This window comes from Rodentibacter sp. (assembly GCF_057314195.1).
In genome coordinates this window covers 28,800-49,362 of record NZ_DBHLAM010000035.1, presented here as the reverse complement: position 1 = coordinate 49,362, position 20,563 = coordinate 28,800, and the positions used below count along the sequence as shown (strand labels likewise).

Sequence of the window (20,563 nt, the reverse complement as noted above, 5' to 3'; positions counted from 1 at the left end):
CCATGGAAAACATGAACCGTGTTTTCCCTGACCTCGGTGAAATTCCAATTCCGGTGGTTATCCTTGCCGTTTGTGCTGTCGGTGCCGTTATTGGCTTAATCAATGGTTTGGTGATCGCTTACTTAAACGTGACGCCGTTTATCGCCACCATGGGTACCATGATTATCGTTTATGGTTTCAACTCCCTTTATTACGATGCCGTAGGCGGCTCCCCGATTGCCGGTTTCAGCGAAAACTTTTCCACCTTTGCGCAAGGCTTTATTCGCTTGGGTTCATTTAAGCTCTCCTACATCACCATTTATGCGGCCATTTGTGCTTTCGGTGTGTGGGTGATGTGGAACAAAACGCGCTTTGGTAAAAATATTTTTGCTATCGGTGGTAACCCAGAAGCAGCTAAAGTATCCGGTGTCAACGTAGCACGCAACCTTGTTGCGATCTACATCATTGCCGGGATGTTCTATGCGTTCGGTGGTATGTTAGAAGCCGGCCGTATCGGTTCTGCCACCAATAACCTCGGTTTCATGTATGAATTGGATGCTATCGCAGCTTGCGTGGTAGGCGGTGTGTCTTTCGCCGGTGGTGTGGGGACGGTTATCGGTGTGATTACCGGGGTGATTATTTTCACTGTAATTAACTATGGTTTGACTTACATCGGAGTCAACCCTTATTGGCAATACATTATTAAAGGTAGCATTATTATCCTCGCCGTTGCCATTGACTCCTTGAAATACGCGAAGAAAAAATAAATAAACCTTTACACGCCCCCTTAGTTTTAAGGGGGATTTTTTAGCAAAAAATTCTTCACTAAAAATAGCACCGCATTGAATCCGGCTCAATGCGGTGCTATTTTCACACTTCTCAAAACTTCCCAAACTCCCTCTGCAAATGCCTGACTATCAATGCCTATTAGTGAAAATGGATTTATCAAAAAAAGGCAATAAAGAATTATGCAAGTTACTATAACGAAGAACGAATCCAATTAAGATTAAAAAGGACTGAGCCGATACAAATCGAACACAGTCCTTTAAATAACCATCTAACTTTTGGGCGCAGATCAACTGCTCGCTCTTTTTACATTTTAAAAGATCTAGTCTTGTTGCGCTTTAACCGCTGCATACGCAATCATATTAATAATACGACGAACAGAAGCGCTTGGATTTAAAATATGTGCGGATTTGTTCACGCCCATAAGAATCGGCCCGATAGTAATTGCCGTTGTAGTACCGCGGAGTAAGCTATAACTAATACGAGCCGCACTTAAATTCGGAAACACTAGCAAGTTGGCAGAGCCTTTGAGCGGGCTGTCCGGCATAATTTCACGACGATGCGCTTCATTCATAGCCAAATCACCACGCATTTCACCGTCAATCATCAATTGAGGATTGCGTGACTTAACCAAGTCTAAAACTTCACGCATTTTAGGCGCGCCAAGTTCATTCGATGAGCCATAGTTAGAATGGGAAAGCAACGCCACTGCGGGTTCAATACCAAAACGATGAACTTCTTCCGCCGCCATTAAGGTAATTTCTGCCAGTTCCTCCGCATTCGGATTCGTATTTACGTGCGTATCCGTTAAAAATACGTTACCGCTTGGTAACACAAGGCTTTGCAAGGTTGCCGGTACTTTCACACCGTCTTTTAAACCGATAATGTATTGAATTGAGGCTAAATGTTTGCCGTAAGAACCAAATAAACCACAAACTAATCCATCAGCATAACCAAGGCTTACTAAAGTCGAAGCTAATACGGTCGTATTAGAACGCGCCACACGTTTTGCGATTGCCTGAGTGATTCCTTTACGTTTCGTTAATTCGTAATAATGTTTCCAACACTCTTCGTAACGCGGGTTATTTTCATTGTCGACAATCTCAAAATCCACACCGGCTTGTAAACGCAAGCCTAATTTTTTAATTTTCGCTTCAATAACAGATTGGCGACCAATTAAAATCGGTTTGGCCAAGCCCATAGAAATCACTTCTTGCGTCGCGTGCAACGCATTGGCCTCTTCCCCTTCGGCAATAATAATACGTTGCGGAGCTTGTTTTGCCTGATTGAAAATCGGCCGCATAAAAAGGCTGGTTTTATAAACGAATTGGGTTAATTTCTCAATATATTCGTTCCAATCTGAAATTGGACGAGCCGCTACACCGGATTCCATTGCCGCTTTTGCGACAGCCGGTGCAATGCGGACGATTAGACGCGGATCAAACGGACGCGGAATAATATAATCTGCGCCAAAAGTAGCGCCCTCACCACCATAAGCCGAAGTTACCACTTCGTTTTGTTCTTCTAGGGCAAGATCCGCAATAGCATAAACTGCCGCACGCTTCATTTCTTCGTTAATAGTTGTCGCCCCCACATCCAATGCACCGCGGAAAATAAATGGGAAACAAAGTACATTATTAACTTGATTTGGGTAATCAGAACGGCCGGTACACACAATTGCGTCAGGACGAACCGCTTTCACTTCAGGCGGCGTAATTTCCGGGTTAGGATTCGCCAGTGCCAAAATAATCGGGTGCGCCGCCATGGTTTTTACCATATCTTGCGTTAATGCACCCGCAGCCGAACAGCCGAGAAAAATATCCGCATTTGGAATGGCATCGGACAAGGTACGCCAGCCATTGTCATCAATCGCGTAATTCTTTTTGGTTTGATCCATACGCTCATCACGATTTTTATATACCACTCCTTTTGAGTCACAAACGGTGATATTTTCACGTTTCATACCGAGGGACAATAATAAATTCAAGCAAGCGATAGAGGCGGCTCCCGCTCCGGACGCCACCAAGCGTACCTTTTCAATTTCCTTGCCGACGATACGTAATGCGTTAATAATCGCAGCAGCACTGATAATCGCCGTACCGTGTTGGTCATCATGAAAAACCGGAATATTCATTCGCTCGCGCAATTTTTGTTCGATATAAAAACACTCCGGCGCTTTAATATCTTCCAAATTGATCCCGCCGAAAGTCGGTTCAAGAGAAGCGATAATATCGATTAATTTATCCGGGTCATGTTCATTCACTTCAATATCAAATACGTTAATGCCCGCGAATTTTTTAAATAATACGCCTTTTCCTTCCATAACCGGCTTACCGGCAAGCGCTCCGATATTGCCCAATCCCAACACGGCCGAACCGTTTGAGATCACCGCGACCAAATTACCACGCGCCGTGTATTTATAAGAAGCTTGCGGATCTTTTTCGATTTCTAAACAAGGTTCCGCTACCCCGGGAGAATAAGCGAGCGCCAAATCACGCTGCGTCGCCAGTGATTTGGTCGGGGTAACTTCGATTTTTCCCGGAATAGGAAACTCGTGAAAATCCAATGCGGCTTTACGTAATTGTTCGCTCATATAAATACTCCGTTCTAGTGAAATAAAACTTGATTATGAAGAATCAGGTTGAAAAAACGCACCGATTATACTTATTTTTACAGCCCAAATTTGTGATAAACCTCAAATTTTCACCAATTCGTAACAAAATTAATCATTGAATTAGACGGGTAAAAAGCGATAGGATAGCGCCCTTAGGAGGAATTATGCTGTTATCAAAAATCAGAAGCGCGATCAACAAAATACAAAGAATATTTATCAATCGCCGACTCAAATCTCGTTTACAAAATCACGGCATGACGGTAATTTCCGCCAATTGTGTGGGCGCCTTTATTCTGCACGATTTAAATGAACCGTTTAACTCACCGTTCGTAAATCTCTACTTAAGCCCGAACGATTTCGTTCGTTACCTGCAAAATATCGAATTTTATCAACGACAATCGCTCACCTTTATCCAATCCGAAAAACCTTATCCCGTTGCAAAATTAGCCGATCTTAAAGTTCACTTTATGCACTATCGCAACAGTCAAGAAGCACAACAAAAATGGCTGGCGCGTTCCGCCCGAATGAATTTGGATAATCTGTTTATCATGATGACCGACAAAGACGATGCGCAAGGCATCGCTTATGAAGATTTAGTCGCCTTCGATCAACTGCCCTTCAAAAATAAAGTGGTGTTCACTCGCAAACCTTATCCCGAATTTAAATCCGCGTTTTATATCAAAGGTTTTGAAAAACAAAACCAAGTAGGCGATTTGTTTACCTTTTCCGGGTGGAATGGCGTGAAATATTATGATCAATTCGATTATGTGACGTGGTTTAATGGCAAATAACTTCATGCGGTACGGCATTGAACTCTTCCCAGAGCACCGCATTGAACTCTCCCTAGAGCACCGCATTGAACTCTCCCTAGAGCACCGTATTGAACCCTTCCCAGAGCACCGCATTGAACTCTTCTCAGAGCACCGCATTGAACCCTTCTCAGAGCACCGCATTGAACCCTTCCCAGAGCACCGCATTGAACCCTTCCCAGAGCACCGCATTGAACTCTCCCTAGAGCACCGCATTGAACTCTCCCTAGAGCACCGCATTGAACTCTTCTCAAAGCACCGCATTGAACCCTTGCTAAATTCTTATGTCGGGCATTTATTTCTGCATAAATCGTACACCGGCCATTAATTTTCGATAAAAAAATTCGCTCTTTCAAACGAAAGAGCGAATTTCGATTCTGCTTAGCCAGTTTTAACGACCCAACGGCAGTTCCGGAAATAGCATATTAATGACATCCAACGTTACTCGACGACTTTCCCCCGCGTACGGGAAAATATGCATCATCATCATCGGATTAAAATTGGCTTCAATGACGCCCCAAGACTGCAAATTCGGCTGAGCCGGTTTGGTTAAATCGGGAATAATCAAATCCACGCCACACACTGCCGCGCCCATCGCTTTACTGATATCGACAGCAAGTCGTTTGTAGCTTTCGTGCATTTGATCAGTCATATCAATCGAGTCACCGCCGGTACTGATATTCGAATTTGCACGCAACTGAACAATAACATCTCTCGGCGGGATGGAGATTGGCGTGAAACCTTGCTCTTTTAACTGCAATTCTTCAATATCCCCCAAGGCGATTTTCTTCAACGGCGTGCGACTGCCATCACCGCGCAACGGATCAGCATTTTTCATCGCCACCAATTGTTTAATTGTATGTTCACCGTCGCCAATAACATTTGCCGGCACACGTAATAATACCGCCAAGGTTTTATCGCCTAATACGAAGAAACGATATTCGGTGCCGATCAAATAATCTTCCACCATAATTTCTTTATCTTCACGGAAGGCAATTTCCACCGCTTTGGCGAAATCTTCGCGATTTTGCACGCCTTGTTGAAAAATGGTAATGCCCAAGCCGAAATTAGTGGATTTCGGTTTAATCACTACCGCGCGACCGTCAAATAGCGGAAAATTCTCCACCGCAGTTTGCACATCGTTAAACTCCATGCTTTGCGGCACGTTAAAACCGGCTTTTGCCAATACCTTTTTAGTCACCACTTTATTTTCCATAATTAGCGGCGAAATGTAGCTATCGTGCGAAGTCATATTACCGTTTTTCACATATTCCAAATGCTCGCCGTATTGCAGACTTAGGAATTGATCGCGCTCGTCTAAAATTTCGATCTTTAAGCCTTTTTGGATGGCATCGAACATCAATGCTTGGGTAGAAAGTTCCATATTATCGAATGCAGACAAGGCATAGAAACGCTCAAAAGCAAGAAGTTTATTGCCTTTTGCAATATCCGCGCCTAATTGCTGATAACCGCCCGCTTTCTCAATGGCAACCACGACATTCGCGCAAACAGTTTTCCACGGTTCGGCAAATTGCGTGAATTTTTCCCTTACAATCGCCTTAATTCCATCATCGGCTTGCAGTTCTTCAAGCATTTCAAGCATCTCAAAAAGTACTAGCTCGCCTTCCACCGAATACGCGCTTTGCGCCAACGGATCTTCCCACGCCACTTCCGCAAGACGTCCTTTACCCAGTTCTATCGCCTCCTGATCCGCTGTATCCTCTAACCACGCCATTAATAAAATGAAATAATGAATAAATTTGGCGTCTTCTAAAAGAAGACCGCAAGCGGCAAAGGGATTGAGATCAAACAAACGGAATTCAAGATATTGGATGCCGCTTTGCAATAAATCGCGTGCTTTTTTCGCGCCACGTAAGCGGACATTTGAATAAAATTCTTTTTCAGCGATTAACTTACCACTGTTCACCCAATGCTCAAGACTGTCAACATAGGCTTCCAGGCTATCAAAAGAGACTTTAATTTCCGGATCGTTCACATAACCAAAGGGACTGGAACGCAAGCTACGCACATATTGTTGTGGACGCAGCGGCGAACCCTCGCGAAAATAATTTTCGTCCACAGTCGGTGTGGCAGCAAGTAAATACAGCAAGATCCATTGATAGCGTAGAAAATTTTTAGCAATTTTCAGGTATAAATTATTCTGGAAGTTGAACAAATTTTTTTCTTCCGTTTGCGCCTCAAAAAGCGCTTTAACGGCAGACGGATCAAGTTGGAAATTGTAGTGAATACCGCTCACCATTTGTTTATATTTGCCGTAACTTTTCACCAAATATTCGCGGTAAGCCACATCTTCGGGATTCTCTAATTGCGCGACTTTAATTTGTTCTTCCGGTGGCAAACCGGCAGGCATACTGAGCGGGAAAATATATTCGTCTTCCGGCAAACTACGCAATACGACTTCATGAATCGCGGAAAGCCAACGCATAGTGTCTTCTAAAGATTTTGTCGGCGGTGTGATTAATTCTAACTGACTTTCAGCAAAATCCGTTTGAATATAAGGGTGAAAACTGCGATTACCAAACGTCTTTGGATGTTCCGTTGTGACGATCGAGCCGTCCGCATAAACGCGCTGGCTTTCTTTTTCAATGCCGAAAGTACCTTGCTGGAATAGGCGTTCAATGCGGTGCTGTTTGATGAGTTGACGAATGTTCATAAAAAATCCTTTTTGAAAAAATAGCCGGTATTATGGTCAGAAATTCCAAGAAAATAAATAACAAATTTGAGCCGTTTGCCAACGACTTAAAATTAACTTCGGAGCGTTTCAAAAATCGTTTCCGCCAGTTTACGCGAAATACCCGGCACGGAAGCAATTTCATCCAATGTCGCATTTTTCACCCCTTGCAAGCCACCGAGATATTTCAGCAATGCTTGGCGACGTTTGGCACCTACGCCTTCAATAGTTTCCAAACCGCTTTGAGTGAAGGCTTTTTGGCGTTTTTTACGATGCCCGCTGATGGCGTGATTGTGGCTTTCGTCGCGAATATGCTGAATCAAATGCAACGCAAGGCTGTCGTCCGGCAAATGAATTTCACGGTTTTGTTTACTGATAATCAGTATTTCTTGACCGGCACGACGATCCACGCCTTTCGCTACGCCGATTAAGTGTGGTCGGCTTTTGTCCCATTTTACGTTGAGTCCGCGAAACACGGCCAAGGCGCGATTAAGCTGTCCTTTGCCGCCGTCGATAAAAATGACGTCAGGAATTTTCTCCTCTTCCAATTCCCGGTCATAACGTTTTTTCAACGCCTGCTCCATCGCCGCATAGTCATCGCCGCCGATGATGCCTTCAATATTGAAACGGCGATAATCAGATTTCAGCGGGCCTTCTTGGTTAAACACTACACAAGAAGCCACGGTTTGGCTGCCCATAGTATGACTGATATCGAAACATTCCATGCGCTTAATTTCCGCCATATTGAGCAATTCGCATAAGGCTTGATAACGTTCGGACATGCGTGAAGACTGTTTAAGTTGAGTCACCAGCGCCGCTTTGGCATTCACTTGCGCTAATTGTAGATATTTGCTTTTATCACCTTTCACGCTTTCTTGAATCATCACTTTTCGTCCTGCTTGTTCCGTCAGAAGTTGCTCTAACTCGGCTTTTGCACTGAGTTTACGATCCACAATAATAGTATTCGGAATGCTTCGTCCTTGATGTCCTTGCAGATAAAATTGTCCCACGAAGGTTTCGGTCAGTTCGGAAAGATCCGTATTTGCCGGTACTTTTGGGAAATAACTGCGATTACCCAATACTTTGCCTTGACGAATAAACATCACTTGCACGCACGCTAAGCCGTGTTGATAGGCGATAGACATAATATCCATATCGTCCAAACGTTCGTTGGCGACAAATTGTTTTTCAGTCACTGAGCGCACTGCTTGGATTTGATCGCGATAACGCGCGGCCTGTTCAAAATCCAATTCGCGACTCGCGCGTTCCATTTTGTCGATTAAATAATCCAACACTTGCTGATCTTTGCCTTGCAAAAATAAACGCGCGAGTTCCACTTGCTGATTATATTCTTCGTCCGTCACATAACCCGATACGCAAGGCGCGGAGCAGCGTCCAATTTGATATTGTAGACAAGGGCGTGAACGATTGGCATAAACTGAATTTTCACACTGACGCACGGGGAATAATTTTTGTAATAGCGATAATGTCTCGCGCACCGCACCGGCATGGGGATAAGGCCCGAAATATTCACCGGCAATTTTCTTTGCGCCACGGTAAGCGCCGATACGCGGATGACGTTCTTTCGTGAGCAAAATAAACGGATAGGATTTATCGTCGCGCAATAACACATTGTAGCGCGGTTGATAAAGTTTGATGAAATTGTGTTCGAGCAACAAAGCTTCCGTTTCGCTAGAAGTAATCGTCGTATCAATATGATGAATCGACGCCACCAACGCCTCGGTTTTCTTGCTGCTAAGGTTGGCACGAAAATAACTCGACAAACGTTTCTTTAAATCCTTCGCCTTGCCTACATAGATCACTTGCTCCTTATCGTCATACATACGATAAACACCGGGCTCATGAGAAACATCTGCGAGGAATTTTTTTGAATCAAACATGAAAAATAAAATTTAATGAAGTAGCGTTATATTCAAACAAGCAAGAAACGCATTTAGTGGTTCCTTATTCGAACGACTTTCTGGTGAGAGAAACAGCAATCTATTTTCTCAAAAACTTGTTATAAATCGCTTTCAATAAAGCGGTCGGCAGTAAACGAGAGGCGGATCGCAGAGCAAAAGTGAATAAACCCGATACGAATCCTTGAATACCGAGACGATATTTTAATTTAAACAAACGCCACTCGGCTTTGGCATGATTTAAACCGCGCCGACGCCCCACCATACCGTTTCCAACGCGAGCATAAACGAGAATATCCGGTAAATTTGCCACTTGCTGATTTTTGGCTATAAGTTTTATCCACAAGTAATAATCTTCTTGCAAATCTTCATAGCCGCCGCAATCAAGCACCGCATGCTTTTGATACGCCACCGTCATATGGTTAAACGGACAACGTTTCCGGGTGAACTTCACAATGGACACCGCATCAGTTGGTACATTACGATAGGCAACAATATCATTTATATTCTGGCCGAATTCGACAATTTGCCCGCCAAAAATAATCGTATCGGGATGGGCATTAATAAATGCCGTTTGTTTTTCAAAACGTTCCGGCACACAAATATCATCGGTATCCATGCGAAATACCCAATCGTAGGAACAATGTAACAAGCCTTCATTTAGCGCTTTACCTAAGCCAAGATTTTGCGGCAATTTAACCAATTTTAACGGTAATTGAGATTCAAATTCGTCAACCACGGCTTCTAATTCCGGCGTAACCGCGCCGTCAAATACCAACACGATCTCATCCGCCGGACGGGTTTGTGCTACAAGGCTTGCAAAACACGCTCTTAAATACTCCGGATTTTCCTTAATATATAAGGACATTAAAACTGAAAATTTCATTATTTTCCTTCTCTTCTATTCATCACAATTACATAAAACGTTTCAAATTAATTGCTAATTTTGGCGAAATTAGCACGACTAATGCAATCAGCAACTGCTTCACGCTTTTTGTTTTTTGGAAAATGGCGAAATAGTATTTTGCAGCTTTGCGAGAAAGATTCATCACATTCGGATAAGCAAGCATATATTGAGCATTAATGGCAAAATTACGCGCCTGTTGCTCGCTCTCCACATAATGTTCGCGAATATAATCAATGGCTTTTTGCGTGTTAGACGTGTCCGTCGAAACGCTGGAACGTTTGGTGTGAAAAGTACAATAAGTCAACGCTTCATCCACCTTGTACGGCTTAAAGGTCGGTTCTTTCACTAATTTTAACAAGAAATCATAGTCCTCAAGGGAACGAAGCGCGCTTGATAATCCGCCTATTTTTAGAAACAACGATTTTTTCACAGCAATCATCGGCATACCGCCGATTTTATTAGCAAGTAAAATGCGTTCAATGCTGATTTCTTGCGGTTCAATCGGATTTGTCTGATAACTAAAACCTTCGTTTACCATTTCGCATTTCGCCGGATGGTAAAGAAAATTAACGTCAATGTGAGTGGCAATAATCTCGGCTAATCGGGCGCATTTATTATCCGCAAAACGATCGTCATCATCTAAAAATAGCAACCATTCGCCTTTTGCCACGCGCGCACCGATATTGCGGCTTTCCGCCGCACCTTGATTAGTTTGATTACGAACCACGCGCACCGCAAAAGGATAAGATTGCTCCACAACAACCGGATATTCGGAGCAATCGTCCACAATCACCACTTCAAAATCATGATTAGTCTGCCGGGTTAAACTGTCCAGCAACGCCGGAATTTCATCTCTTCGATTATAGGAAGGAACGATAATACTAAACATGCTTCACCTCCTTTGGGGTTAAAAAAATTCGTTGTTTGCCGTGCGAGCCAAATAATGACAAAAACATCAACATTACAAACATAATACCCGGAAAGGCGAAGGTATCGGCTTTAACATTGCTGACGGCGAGAATAACAAAGGCGGACAAAATGAATCTCCAACTACCGTCAAACCAATTTAATGCTACTTTGCGTACGAAATAGAACGTCACTAAAAAGCATACTAATGCATAACTCAAACCGCCGTATAAAATTTGGCGCAAAAATCCGGAATCCGTATGGCCATAATAACGCCCTGCTTCCAACTCGCCCGTCATATACATACCGTCACCGATTAAAAATTGTTTTAAGGTCGGCATAAATAAATGATTTTTCATCAACGTGTCGGTAGATGAACTCACAAAACCGGCACCATGTAACAAATTAATCACCGGCTCAAGTGCGTGAGCCACATAAGGATTAAATGGTAAAAAATAAGCTAAACCTAATACCAATGAGACAAATGCAATGAGTGACGGCAGATAACGTCGCTTGAAATACACAGCAATACTTACTACCGAAAGCAATAAAAATGTTCTGCCTGAAATCAAGCCAATACAAAGGATTAACAATACCAAGATGCTCGGAACGGAATTATGTTTTGCGTCGTACGCCAACAAGAAATGAAACAGCATTAAATAGAATAAACTAAGCTGAAAAAACGCTGCCGATGTCAGATTATACAGGCGATATTCCTGTTCGGAACCATAGAAACGCGCAGGCAGCACCGCATTGGTGGATAATAAAAAATCCACCACAAAAGATACGCCGAACAACGCCAGCACGCCTAACACAAATTGAATAGCAACACCGATTTGTAAATCCCGTACCGCACATTGTTGCCCATTTGGCAGCGCATAAAACAGATTATAAAGGCCGATACCGAAAACAAATAAAATCAGTTCTTTCACATACATGACAAGGACAGAAAAATCGCGCGTACCGTTTACTAATAACGGGATCACACTAAATAAAATTAAACCGATCAATACGGCGAGACTGTCCATCGGCACAACGAAACCTTGAAAATTTTGTGGCGACGTTTTTTTCCAATATCGATACGCCAATACGGTGAAAGCCGCCAATCCGGCTACCACAGACATACGCACCACATGGAAAAACCAAGGATCGTAAATATAAAAAAGGTTAAAAAGTGCGCTCATGTTACTTTCCTAAATTTCTTCGAATCGCCATCAGTTTTTTAAGCGGATATTTCAACAATTTTTTCACCAAATTATTGGCCTGCGAACCGCGAACGGCTTCGAGATTACTGACTAATTGCGGATTTTCGATCACCATTAGCGGGCGCACCACTTGATTAGATACGGCAAATTTCGTTTCAAATAACCTAAAATCATCAGCCAGCCAAAACGGTTTCTCCGCTTCAAGTCGTTTTAAAAAAGCGCGCGCAGCGGATTTTTTGATCAAATACCCTACCGTGCCGGCAAAATAACTTTTGTACGGATACGCATAACGGACTTCGCCCGCCTTCCGGCACAAGAAAGAAAAGGCGATCGGATAATTAATTTCCAATTCGCCCGCATGAAAATCGGCAATTTTGGACTGGCCGATAAGCAAAATCGGCACCGAGCAATCCGAAGCTAAAAGCGCCGTCAAATTTTGCTGAAAATTCGCTGCAAACAATGCATCGTCTTCGCATACCAACGCGTAATCATCTTCGAGCACCGCATCATCTTCCACAATTAAGCGGTACACATTGAGATGACTTAAAGTACAACCAATCTCGCCTTTGGTCACCTTACGCCCGTAATGTCGTTCAAATTGTGCCAAATCGAACTGTTCGGCAAGTTCATTCCATTCGACTTGCATGGTATTAATCGCGGAAAATACTCGAAAATCCGCCGTATTCTTCTGAGAAAAAAACAGTTCGCGACGTCGATTGTCTTTATCAAGAGAAATTAAATACTTATTCATTATTAGCTCGGTTAAATTTTTTTCGCTACTTGATTAAGGAAATAAAAAATCACTTCATAGAAAGAAGTGACGGCCAATTATACTAAAGATAAACAATCTTGGCATGAGGTTTGTGAAGAGAAGTGCGCTTAAAAAACGAAATGATGCTACGATCGCTCCAAGCCTAAATTATGCTTTTCGGGCTGAGCGAAGGTAACAGTCTCAATTCAAAATAGCACCGCATTGGAGGCCGTTCCAATGCGGTGCTCGTTGGGCAGTACAGAATCGTGTTTTGATAAGAACAACTATCCTTTCCATTGTTGAAGCGAGATGCGTTGCACATCAGCAAAACCGAGCTTGCCATCATGATTCATATCAAGTGTGCGAGCAATTTTTAATTTATAAATGGGCTTCTTATCATCAATAATATGGGCACGTTGCCTTATCGTTCCTTTTAGATTGCGTCAATAAAAATAGCACTAGAGTGAACAACTTCAATTTATCGGTAAGAACCCTGTCAAAATGTCTATGCCCACTTGTTCGCAATTACGAACAAAACTATAATCCTCCACCAATTTTCAGGTAAAAGTCATCCGTAATGTCTAACAAAACCATTGCTAAAAACACACTGTTTCTTTACATCCGTATGTTCTTTAACATGGGGGCGATGCTCTATATTTCGCGTGTCGTATTACGCGTATTGGGGGTGGAGGATTTCGGAATTTATAACATTGTGATGGGTGTGGTGATTTTGTTTTCTTTCTTTAACGGCACCATGACAGCGACCACCCAGCGTTTTATTAATGTGGAAAAAGCCTCAAACGATACCGCTCGCGTAAATAAGGTGTTTAATATCAGCATCCTCAACCACCTATTTATTATGTTTGTCGTGGCGGTATTAGCTGAAACTGTAGGGCTTTGGTTTTTAAATCATCAATTAATTATTCCTGCAGAACGCCTCCATGCTGCCAATATGATGTATCAAGCTGCGTTAGTCATTGGACTGATTGATATCCTTAAAGTGCCTTTTAACGCGATGATTGTAGCTCATGAGCGCATGTCTTTTTACGCCTGGCTTGGTTTGGCGGAAACCGCATTCAAACTTTCCGCCGTCTTGATTTTGATGCAAATCGAACAATACGATAAATTGATTTCGTACAGTTGGTTATTACTTTGTGTCAGCGTATCTGTTTTCTCACTATATTTTAGTTTTACACGCCGTACTTTTTACGCGGAAACCCGCTTTAATTTCCAAAAAGATCTAAACAAAACTAAAGAAATGGCAAGCTTTTCAGGTTGGATGTTACTCGGACAGGCGGGTTATGTAGGTTCCACGCAAGGCTTGAATATGGTAACCAATCTGTTTTTCGGCGTCACTGTGAATGCGGCAGTGGGTATTGCTACACAAGTGGATACCGCCGTGTATAGTTTCGTAAATAATTTCCAAGTCGCATTTAACCCGCAATTAGTGCAGTCTTATGCGGCACAAGATTATGAACGCAATAAAAAGCTGATTCTCAGTACATCAAAATATTCCTTTTATTTAATCGCGATTTTAGCCGCTCCGGTATTTTATTTTAGCCATACCTTGCTTACCTTTTGGCTTGGCGAGCATGTTCCGCGCTATGCCGATCAATTAGTACAAGCCACTTTGCTATGTTCACTGATCAGCGCTATGGCCGGCTCTTTCTGGATGACCGCATTGGCCATTGGTTCAAGCGGTATCAAACAATACAATATTATTTTAGCAATAATTGATCTTTGCACAGTGCCGCTCGCCTACTATTTATTTAGCCTAGGTTATAGTCCGGTTTACGCCTTTATCGGCAAATTTTTCACTGCGCTTTCAATGCAAATCTATCGTTTCTATTTTATTAATAAAAAAATTAAATTTAGTCGAATGGAATTTGTTACCTATTTGTTCAATATCGGTATGATTTTCGTCTTGTTACTCGGGCTCATTTATTTATCGGATACCCAACGTTATTATTCATTCTTTGAATTTGTGGCGGAAGCAATTTTATTAGAAGCGCTATTAATCGCCGTAATTATAATCTTCGGCTTAAATCGCGCGGAAAAAAATTTCTTATTCGGCTATATTTTGAAAAAGGTAAAAAAATGAATCCAACACTCGTTTCTTTAAAACAAAAACTTGCTCCGATTGCAGATTTAATCAAAGATAAAAACGATGTGTTTTACTTTGATTATCCGTTGCATTTAAACGTTGGCGATTTATTGATTTATCATGGAACGGAGCAGTTCTTTAAACGGCACCGCATTAAAGTGAGATTAAGGCGCAGCGAATACGATATGAATATTAATGAAATAAAACGAAAAATCACACCGAATACCACGATTTTATTACACGGTGGCGGCAACTTTGGTGATCTTTATTTGCAACACCAAAAACTTCGTGAAGAAATGGTAAAACATTTTCCGGATAATCGAATTATCGTTTTGCCGCAAACGCTGTATTTTAAAGATGAAAAAAATCTTGAAAAATCCGTGGCGTTTTTCCGAAAACATGCCGACTGCCATTTATTAGCCCGCGATACTCGCACCGCGAAAGCATTCAAACAATTTTCACCGAACGTACATTTATTTCCCGATATGGCGCACGAACTTTACGGAGCCTTACCGATAAAGTCGAACAGCTCTGGCAAACGGCTTTATTTTTTGCGCAAGGATATCGAGGCTAGCGAAATAGAAAAAAATATTTTGGCCGCCTTACCGGAAAATGCCAATATTAAAGACTGGGACGATATTCTTTCCGATATAGACAATATCGTGTTGGCGCTAAGTTGGCGTTTGAACAAATTCGCCAATAAACAAAACCGGGGTTGGTTAAAAGATCTTTGCCATCAATTCTGGTTTGCCTATACCAAACGCATTATCAATCGTGCGGCAAATGTGTTTTTGCAAAACGAGTACATCACCACAACCCGTTTGCACGGGCATATTTTTTCCTGCTTACTGGACATTCCAAACTGCGTTTGCGATAACGCTTACGGCAAAAATTTAAGCTATGCCAAACTATGGACGAAAAATATAAACTTTGTTGAATTGGATAAATCATGTTTGAACTCAAAAAACTAATCACCGCAATGCTCCTACCGCCGTTTAATATTTTGATTTTATGGATTGCGGCGCTGATTCTGGCAAAATTAAACTTCAAAAAATTAAGCCGAATTTCAACTGCATTAGGGATAGCCCTACTCTATATATTAAGTATTCCTTTTACCGCACAAACGCTAAAAGATAGCCTGACAATCGAAGCGCATCTTAATCTTGATGACTATAAACAAGCGCAAGCGATCGTTTTGCTCGGCGGCGGTTTACGTGACAGCCAAGAACTTTATGCCCCTCTTGCCTCCAATGCGGTTCAGTTGGAACGGTTGCGTTACGCTGCTTATTTGCAAAAAGAAACCAAACTTCCGCTGTTAATTACCGGCGCCAGCCCGACCGGTGCAATTGAAGCTAAAGTCGCGGCGGAGGAATTACAAAACTTTTTCAATGTTCCGACCAAATGGATTGAGCCGAAAGCACTCACAACAAAAGAAAACGCCTTATTCACTAAGCAAATATTGGAAAAAGAAGGAATTCGTAAAATTATTTTGGTGACAAACGAGTGGCATATGCAGCGCGCAAAACTCTTATTTGAACAACAAGGTTTTGTGGTGATGCCGGCAAGTGTCGGGGAAGGTATTACACCGCAAGAATACAGGTTAAATATGATGCATTTTATTCCTCAAGGCGGCGCACTGGCAAAAAATATGCAATTGCTGAAAGAATGGATTGGATATTGGAAAGAAAAATAAATTTAAAGCCTCTTCTTAGAGGCTTTTCATTTTGCTCAAAATAGGGAAATTTCTGATAAGTCACCGTTATTCTTCAAAAAATCATAGAAAAACTCGACTGCACTTTTCACCGCGTGTGTCATTGGAAAGCCAAAAGCAACGAGGTCAGGCTGAATGCCGATAAACAGCACTTCGTTAATCTCGTCTTCCAGTTGTTCAATCAGAAAATTTAAAGGTAAGGTATGAGTGCTGACGAAAATCGTTTCTGCGATGGCGTCTTTATCTATTCGTCGAATTTTGCCGGGTGGCAGTTCCATTTCCGTCGCATCAAAAATCATTAACCGTTCAGGTTTCATTGCTCGAATTTGATGAACAAAATTTTCCGGCGTTGTACCGCCGTCCAATGCGGTCCAATTCGGCAACGGCACTTGGCGACAAAGTTGCGCGAAATAAGGCCCCGCGCCGTCGTCACCCATCATGCTATTGCCGACAGTCAAAATGAGGTTATTATTCATCACGACGTTTCACCATAATATACATCACCGGCTCGCGTTGAATGGAAGCCAGCGTATCCATTAAAATTTCCACCCACTGTTGATATTGCGGCGCAAAATTCGCTTTATTTTCATCCATCGCTTTCGCCAATAAATTCACATGGCTGGAATCAATCACGATTTCACCAAATTTCATAAGACCGGCGAATTTACGTCTTGCCTCTCCTTCCGGAAAACTTTGGACAAAATGTTGATAATCGTCATAGTCGCAAATTAACAACTTTTTAAAGCAATCAATCACGCCCACATGGTGACCAATCGCCAGGGAATAATACATAACTTGCTGCGCCTGTTCCGGCACTTGTTTATCGTTTTCGACGAAACGTTGATTTAACAGATAAAAAATCACTTTTGTAGTCATAACACAGCCTTATAAAGTTTCTTGCCTTCCATTACTACGTAATCCTTCAACCCTCAAACAAGGCGACAACGGAACATCAAATTAGCACCGCATTGAACGCTAGTTATATGGCAAACCTAGAAGATTACAACGAAGTAACGAATCAGCACCGCATTGAACACGCTTGGGGCGCTGTTCCATAAACAAAAATAGAAACCATAACTAACCGGAAAACGGCAAACTAATAGAATGTAAGCGGTTCATAATTTCCGCTAAACGCGGATCCGCTTCACGTTCCAAGTATTCACCCAAGCGCACGCCAAACGGAACTTTGTCTTCTTCCGTCATCATCGCCATGAATTGATCGACAATGTTGCCGCCCTGGCGATAACCGGCAAGACGACGGGCTTCCCGTTCTAAGCTGATACGTAAATCCAACGGAATCGTTGGAAAACGTAATTTAGCCTCGACATGCGGATCCGCTGTCTCTTGCTTACCTTTGAGTTTTTGATCGAGCAACCCCAGCGCCATAGCAAAACCATAAATGGTTGCTGCCGGAGTTGGGGGACAGCCTGGGATGTACACATCAACCGGCACGATTTGATCACTGCCGCCCCAAACACAATAAAGGTCGTGGAAAATCCCACCGCCGCAACCGCAAGCCCCGTAAGAAATACAGATTTTTGGATCTGGCGCTGCTTGGTAAGCACGCATCGCCGGAGTACGCATGGCACGGGTAACAGCACCGGTGAATAATAAAATATCCGCATGACGAGGCGATGCCACTACTTTGATCCCAAAACGCTCTGCATCAAAAACCGGTGTGATAGTACTAAAAATTTCGATTTCACAACCATTACAACCGCCACAGTCCACACGGTACACATACGCCGAACGTTGAATATTCTTCAACAACGTTTTTTTCATACTGGCAATATTTTCATCAACGCTGAATGGCGTTGAAATACCGTTTACCGGCATTGGAATTTGTGTATTCATCGTTTTTCGCCTCCTGCTAAAACTTTTGAATTTTGCACCGCACTTTCTTCCCGTTGCTCAACCATTTGTTTGAAATTCAAGCGAACCGGCTCTTTAAAATCGATCAATTTCATCCGCATATTGGATTCCATATTGGCGGTTTTCTCCAAACTGTCTTGACGCTTACACACCGGGCAAGTATGCAATACTTCCAATTTTTGTTTCACTAATTGTGGGTCATCCAACGTTTGTTTGAATAAATCAATGGTGTAATTTAGTTCTTTATAAGAAATAAACGGTTTACCACAATGCTGGCAGCTAACCGTCGCAAAGGTCGTTTCTTGATAAAGATCCTGTTTGTTGGTGACTGATAATTCAAAATCCTGTGTTAAATGAATTGCTTTAGTTGGGCAAACTTCTTCACAACGGCCACAGAAAACACAACGCCCCAAGAAAAGTGACCAAGTCCGTTCACCACTGACCGGATCGGTGCGCATCGTCAATGCATTTGATGGACAAGCCATGGTACAAGCGGCACAGACAATACATTGATCGGAATTAAGCTCCGGTTTTCCTCTAAAATCGTCATCCACTTCATAAGGTTTGAACGGGTATTTCGTGGTAACGTCACCGGCTTTAAATACCGTTTTAAGTAACTTAAACATCTTCCGCCTCCCTTATTTCAATGGTGAATTCTTACGTTCAATACCGGTACAAGAATAGCAAGGGTCAAGACTACCAATGATGAGCGGCGCATCAGAGACGGTATTGCCACGCAACATATAACGTAAGGTTGGCCAGTTAGCATAGGTTGCTGCACGACAGCGCCAACGGAACAGTTTTTGGTTATCGCCCAGCATTGACCAGTGAATATCTTCGCCACGTGGTGCTTCGGTAATTCCTAGCGCAAAACGCCCCGGCGTATAATTGAAACCTTCTTTTAAGATGTCGCCACTAGGCAGGTTATCCACCATGTAATCAATGATATTCATGGATTCAAACACTTCGTTAATCCGTACTTTCACGCGGGATAACACATCGCCATTAGCTTCAGTGAACAAATTAAACGGCACATCGCCATAACCGGAGAAAGGATGCACTTTACGCACATCACGAGCAAAACCGGAACCACGAATCATCGGACCCACCGGGCTGAAATCACGCGCAATGTCTTTGGCTAAGATCCCTACGCCAACAGTACGCTGTTCCATATTCGGCGTGTTCAACAAAATCTCCGACAAGGTTTTAACTTCTTCACGCATTTCCCCAATCAACTTGATACACTGCTCCCGTTGATGTTTCAGCATGTCGCGGCGCACTCCACCAATGAGGTTAATACCATATGTTTTACGGGCACCGGTAAGGACTTCAGCCAAGGTCATGGATTTTTCCCGCACTCGGAAAAATTGCATAAAGCCGGTATCAAAACCGGTAAAGTGGCTAGAAAGGCCTAAGTTCAATAAATGGCTGTGTAACCGTTCCACTTCTAACAAAATAGCGCGAATCCACTGGGCGCGCTGTGGAATTTGTATGCCCAAGGCACTTTCCACCGAATTAGCATAGGCAACACTATGGGTAAAACCACAAATCCCACACACACGGTCGGCAAGGAAGTTGACTTGGTCGTAATCCATGCGGGTTTCTGCCAGTTTTTCCATGCCGCGATGCACATAGAACAAGCGATAGTCTGCGTCGATAATATCTTCCCCATCGACAAATAAACGGAAGTGTCCCGGTTCATCGGAGGTGATATGTAACGGACCAATCGGTACAATACGCGCTTCGCCTTTTTCGTTAATAAATTCATAAGTTTCCGTTGCCGTTGTCGGATCCGGGCGTAAACGATAATCCATGGAATCTTTACGCAACGGATAAAGATCCTCCGGCCAATCGTCCGGCAACACCAAGCGACGCTGATCAGGTAATCCGACCGCTTTCAAACCATACATATCAAATAATTCACGTTCCCCCCAAACAGCCGCTTTCACTCTTGGCGTCACAGACGGAAATTCTAAGGTCACGGGATCGACCAAGGCTTTTATGGTGACAAAGGTTTTTACTTCCCCTTCCATGGAAAGCACATAGTACACCGCATAATTACCATGAATAGAGCGTTCATCATTGCCAAATACCAATGGCAACCAGCCATCATGTTGGTAGTAAAGGTATTCCACAACATCAGGCAACATGTTCGTTTTGATGGTAAGCGTAACCTGATTCGGTGTTGACCACTCCTCGTCCAAAATGGTATTTGGAAATTTTGCATTCACTGCTTCAATATAATTTTTGCCAAGCATTTTGCTCGGATCGACGGATGTATTTTTCGTTAATTCCATTTTTTCCCCCT

At 42.8% G+C, this 20,563-nt stretch carries 18 protein-coding genes; 6 read left to right on the top strand and 12 right to left on the bottom strand.

Annotated elements, in window-relative coordinates; translation table 11 throughout:
• Positions 1–746 (top strand): galactose/methyl galactoside ABC transporter permease MglC (gene mglC / locus ACO59Y_RS05455; RefSeq protein ID WP_486131344.1); only part of this gene is annotated, 746 nt, incomplete at its 5' end.
• 341 nt (positions 747–1,087) lie between these two features.
• Here the strand turns inward: mglC and ACO59Y_RS05450 are convergent.
• A complete protein-coding gene (locus ACO59Y_RS05450) occupies positions 1,088–3,358 on the bottom strand; it encodes an NADP-dependent malic enzyme (RefSeq protein WP_486131342.1) in 2,271 nt (756 codons plus the stop codon).
• A gap of 185 nt (positions 3,359–3,543) precedes the next feature.
• Between ACO59Y_RS05450 and ACO59Y_RS05445 the strand changes: the two genes are divergently transcribed.
• Together ACO59Y_RS05445 and ACO59Y_RS05440 are read left to right on the top strand one after the other, a co-directional pair.
• The gene (locus ACO59Y_RS05445) at positions 3,544–4,170 is read left to right on the top strand and encodes a DUF1919 domain-containing protein (RefSeq protein ID WP_486131340.1); all 627 of its coding nucleotides are present in this window, start codon (positions 3,544–3,546) and stop codon (positions 4,168–4,170) included.
• Entirely contained in the window at positions 4,160–4,516 is a 357-nt protein-coding gene (locus ACO59Y_RS05440; protein ID WP_486131338.1) for a hypothetical protein, read from the top strand. The genes ACO59Y_RS05445 and ACO59Y_RS05440 overlap by 11 nt, the downstream gene beginning before the upstream one ends.
• A gap of 63 nt (positions 4,517–4,579) precedes the next feature.
• Here the strand turns inward: ACO59Y_RS05440 and gshAB are convergent, their stop codons facing one another.
• The 6 genes from gshAB to ACO59Y_RS05410 all read right to left on the bottom strand — a co-directional run bounded on the left by gshAB (position 4,580) and on the right by ACO59Y_RS05410 (position 12,568).
• Complete coding sequence (gene gshAB / locus ACO59Y_RS05435) at positions 4,580–6,862, bottom strand: bifunctional glutamate--cysteine ligase GshA/glutathione synthetase GshB (protein ID WP_486131336.1); 2,283 nt, start codon at positions 6,860–6,862, stop codon at positions 4,580–4,582.
• A 92-nt stretch (positions 6,863–6,954) separates the two neighbouring features.
• Complete coding sequence (gene uvrC, locus ACO59Y_RS05430; RefSeq protein ID WP_486131334.1) at positions 6,955–8,781, bottom strand: excinuclease ABC subunit UvrC; 1,827 nt, start codon at positions 8,779–8,781, stop codon at positions 6,955–6,957.
• 100 nt (positions 8,782–8,881) lie between these two features.
• A complete protein-coding gene (locus ACO59Y_RS05425; protein WP_486131332.1) occupies positions 8,882–9,685 on the bottom strand; it encodes a glycosyltransferase family 2 protein in 804 nt (267 codons plus the stop codon).
• A 28-nt stretch (positions 9,686–9,713) separates the two neighbouring features.
• Complete coding sequence (locus ACO59Y_RS05420; protein ID WP_486131330.1) at positions 9,714–10,595, bottom strand: glycosyltransferase family 2 protein; 882 nt, start codon at positions 10,593–10,595, stop codon at positions 9,714–9,716.
• Positions 10,588–11,796 carry a hypothetical protein gene (locus ACO59Y_RS05415; protein ID WP_486131329.1) on the bottom strand — a complete coding sequence of 403 codons (1,209 nt, stop codon included), beginning with the start codon at positions 11,794–11,796 and terminating at the stop codon, positions 10,588–10,590. The genes ACO59Y_RS05420 and ACO59Y_RS05415 overlap by 8 nt, the downstream gene beginning before the upstream one ends.
• A gap of 1 nt (position 11,797) precedes the next feature.
• Entirely contained in the window at positions 11,798–12,568 is a 771-nt protein-coding gene (locus ACO59Y_RS05410) for a glycosyltransferase family 25 protein (protein WP_486131327.1), read from the bottom strand.
• Positions 12,569–13,145: 577 nt separating this feature from the next.
• On the opposite strand from ACO59Y_RS05410, the gene ACO59Y_RS05405 reads away from it, so the two are divergent.
• Genes ACO59Y_RS05405 through ACO59Y_RS05395 form a run of 3 tightly spaced genes read left to right on the top strand, consistent with a single transcriptional unit; the run spans position 13,146 to position 16,365 of the window.
• The gene (locus ACO59Y_RS05405; protein WP_486131325.1) at positions 13,146–14,669 is read left to right on the top strand and encodes an MATE family efflux transporter; all 1,524 of its coding nucleotides are present in this window, start codon (positions 13,146–13,148) and stop codon (positions 14,667–14,669) included.
• On the top strand, positions 14,666–15,643 hold the full coding sequence (locus ACO59Y_RS05400) for a polysaccharide pyruvyl transferase family protein (protein WP_486131323.1): 978 nt from the start codon (positions 14,666–14,668) through the stop codon (positions 15,641–15,643). The genes ACO59Y_RS05405 and ACO59Y_RS05400 overlap by 4 nt, the downstream gene beginning before the upstream one ends.
• Positions 15,622–16,365 carry a YdcF family protein gene (locus tag ACO59Y_RS05395; RefSeq protein WP_486131321.1) on the top strand — a complete coding sequence of 248 codons (744 nt, stop codon included), beginning with the start codon at positions 15,622–15,624 and terminating at the stop codon, positions 16,363–16,365. The genes ACO59Y_RS05400 and ACO59Y_RS05395 overlap by 22 nt, the downstream gene beginning before the upstream one ends.
• Before the next feature lie 35 nt (positions 16,366–16,400).
• Here ACO59Y_RS05395 and hycI read toward each other — a convergent pair whose 3' ends face one another.
• The 5 genes from hycI to ACO59Y_RS05370 all read right to left on the bottom strand — a co-directional run bounded on the left by hycI (position 16,401) and on the right by ACO59Y_RS05370 (position 20,552).
• Complete coding sequence (hycI, locus tag ACO59Y_RS05390; RefSeq protein WP_373604318.1) at positions 16,401–16,859, bottom strand: hydrogenase maturation peptidase HycI; 459 nt, start codon at positions 16,857–16,859, stop codon at positions 16,401–16,403.
• Positions 16,852–17,259, bottom strand: a complete 408-nt coding sequence (locus ACO59Y_RS05385; protein WP_486131319.1) for a formate hydrogenlyase maturation HycH family protein — start codon at positions 17,257–17,259, stop codon at positions 16,852–16,854. The genes hycI and ACO59Y_RS05385 overlap by 8 nt, the downstream gene beginning before the upstream one ends.
• Before the next feature lie 201 nt (positions 17,260–17,460).
• A complete protein-coding gene (locus ACO59Y_RS05380; RefSeq protein WP_486131317.1) occupies positions 17,461–18,237 on the bottom strand; it encodes an NADH-quinone oxidoreductase subunit B family protein in 777 nt (258 codons plus the stop codon).
• Complete coding sequence (locus tag ACO59Y_RS05375) at positions 18,234–18,881, bottom strand: formate hydrogenlyase complex iron-sulfur subunit (protein WP_486131315.1); 648 nt, start codon at positions 18,879–18,881, stop codon at positions 18,234–18,236. Before ACO59Y_RS05375 ends, ACO59Y_RS05380 begins: the two co-directional genes overlap by 4 nt.
• Positions 18,882–18,893: 12 nt before the next feature.
• Positions 18,894–20,552, bottom strand: coding sequence for a hydrogenase large subunit (locus tag ACO59Y_RS05370; protein WP_486131313.1), 1,659 nt, complete (start codon positions 20,550–20,552; stop codon positions 18,894–18,896).
• Positions 20,553–20,563 lie beyond the last annotated feature (11 nt).

What these genes read in the sequence shown, in the direction of transcription:
- ACO59Y_RS05405 (WP_486131325.1), top strand. Translation starts at nt 13,146, where the DNA reads ATGTCTAACAAAACCATTGCTAAAAACACACTGTTTCTTTACATCCGT.
- ACO59Y_RS05370 (WP_486131313.1), bottom strand. Translation starts at nt 20,552, where the DNA reads ATGGAATTAACGAAAAATACATCCGTCGATCCGAGCAAAATGCTTGGC.
- ACO59Y_RS05410 (WP_486131327.1), bottom strand. Translation starts at nt 12,568, where the DNA reads ATGAATAAGTATTTAATTTCTCTTGATAAAGACAATCGACGTCGCGAA.
- ACO59Y_RS05450 (WP_486131342.1), bottom strand. Translation starts at nt 3,358, where the DNA reads ATGAGCGAACAATTACGTAAAGCCGCATTGGATTTTCACGAGTTTCCT.
- uvrC (WP_486131334.1), bottom strand. Translation starts at nt 8,781, where the DNA reads ATGTTTGATTCAAAAAAATTCCTCGCAGATGTTTCTCATGAGCCCGGT.
- ACO59Y_RS05375 (WP_486131315.1), bottom strand. Translation starts at nt 18,881, where the DNA reads ATGTTTAAGTTACTTAAAACGGTATTTAAAGCCGGTGACGTTACCACG.
- gshAB (WP_486131336.1), bottom strand. Translation starts at nt 6,862, where the DNA reads ATGAACATTCGTCAACTCATCAAACAGCACCGCATTGAACGCCTATTC.
- ACO59Y_RS05385 (WP_486131319.1), bottom strand. Translation starts at nt 17,259, where the DNA reads ATGACTACAAAAGTGATTTTTTATCTGTTAAATCAACGTTTCGTCGAA.
- ACO59Y_RS05415 (WP_486131329.1), bottom strand. Translation starts at nt 11,796, where the DNA reads ATGAGCGCACTTTTTAACCTTTTTTATATTTACGATCCTTGGTTTTTC.
- ACO59Y_RS05400 (WP_486131323.1), top strand. Translation starts at nt 14,666, where the DNA reads ATGAATCCAACACTCGTTTCTTTAAAACAAAAACTTGCTCCGATTGCA.
- ACO59Y_RS05420 (WP_486131330.1), bottom strand. Translation starts at nt 10,595, where the DNA reads ATGTTTAGTATTATCGTTCCTTCCTATAATCGAAGAGATGAAATTCCG.
- ACO59Y_RS05440 (WP_486131338.1), top strand. Translation starts at nt 4,160, where the DNA reads ATGGCAAATAACTTCATGCGGTACGGCATTGAACTCTTCCCAGAGCAC.
- hycI (WP_373604318.1), bottom strand. Translation starts at nt 16,859, where the DNA reads ATGAATAATAACCTCATTTTGACTGTCGGCAATAGCATGATGGGTGAC.
- ACO59Y_RS05425 (WP_486131332.1), bottom strand. Translation starts at nt 9,685, where the DNA reads ATGAAATTTTCAGTTTTAATGTCCTTATATATTAAGGAAAATCCGGAG.
- ACO59Y_RS05395 (WP_486131321.1), top strand. Translation starts at nt 15,622, where the DNA reads ATGTTTGAACTCAAAAAACTAATCACCGCAATGCTCCTACCGCCGTTT.
- ACO59Y_RS05445 (WP_486131340.1), top strand. Translation starts at nt 3,544, where the DNA reads ATGCTGTTATCAAAAATCAGAAGCGCGATCAACAAAATACAAAGAATA.
- ACO59Y_RS05380 (WP_486131317.1), bottom strand. Translation starts at nt 18,237, where the DNA reads ATGAATACACAAATTCCAATGCCGGTAAACGGTATTTCAACGCCATTC.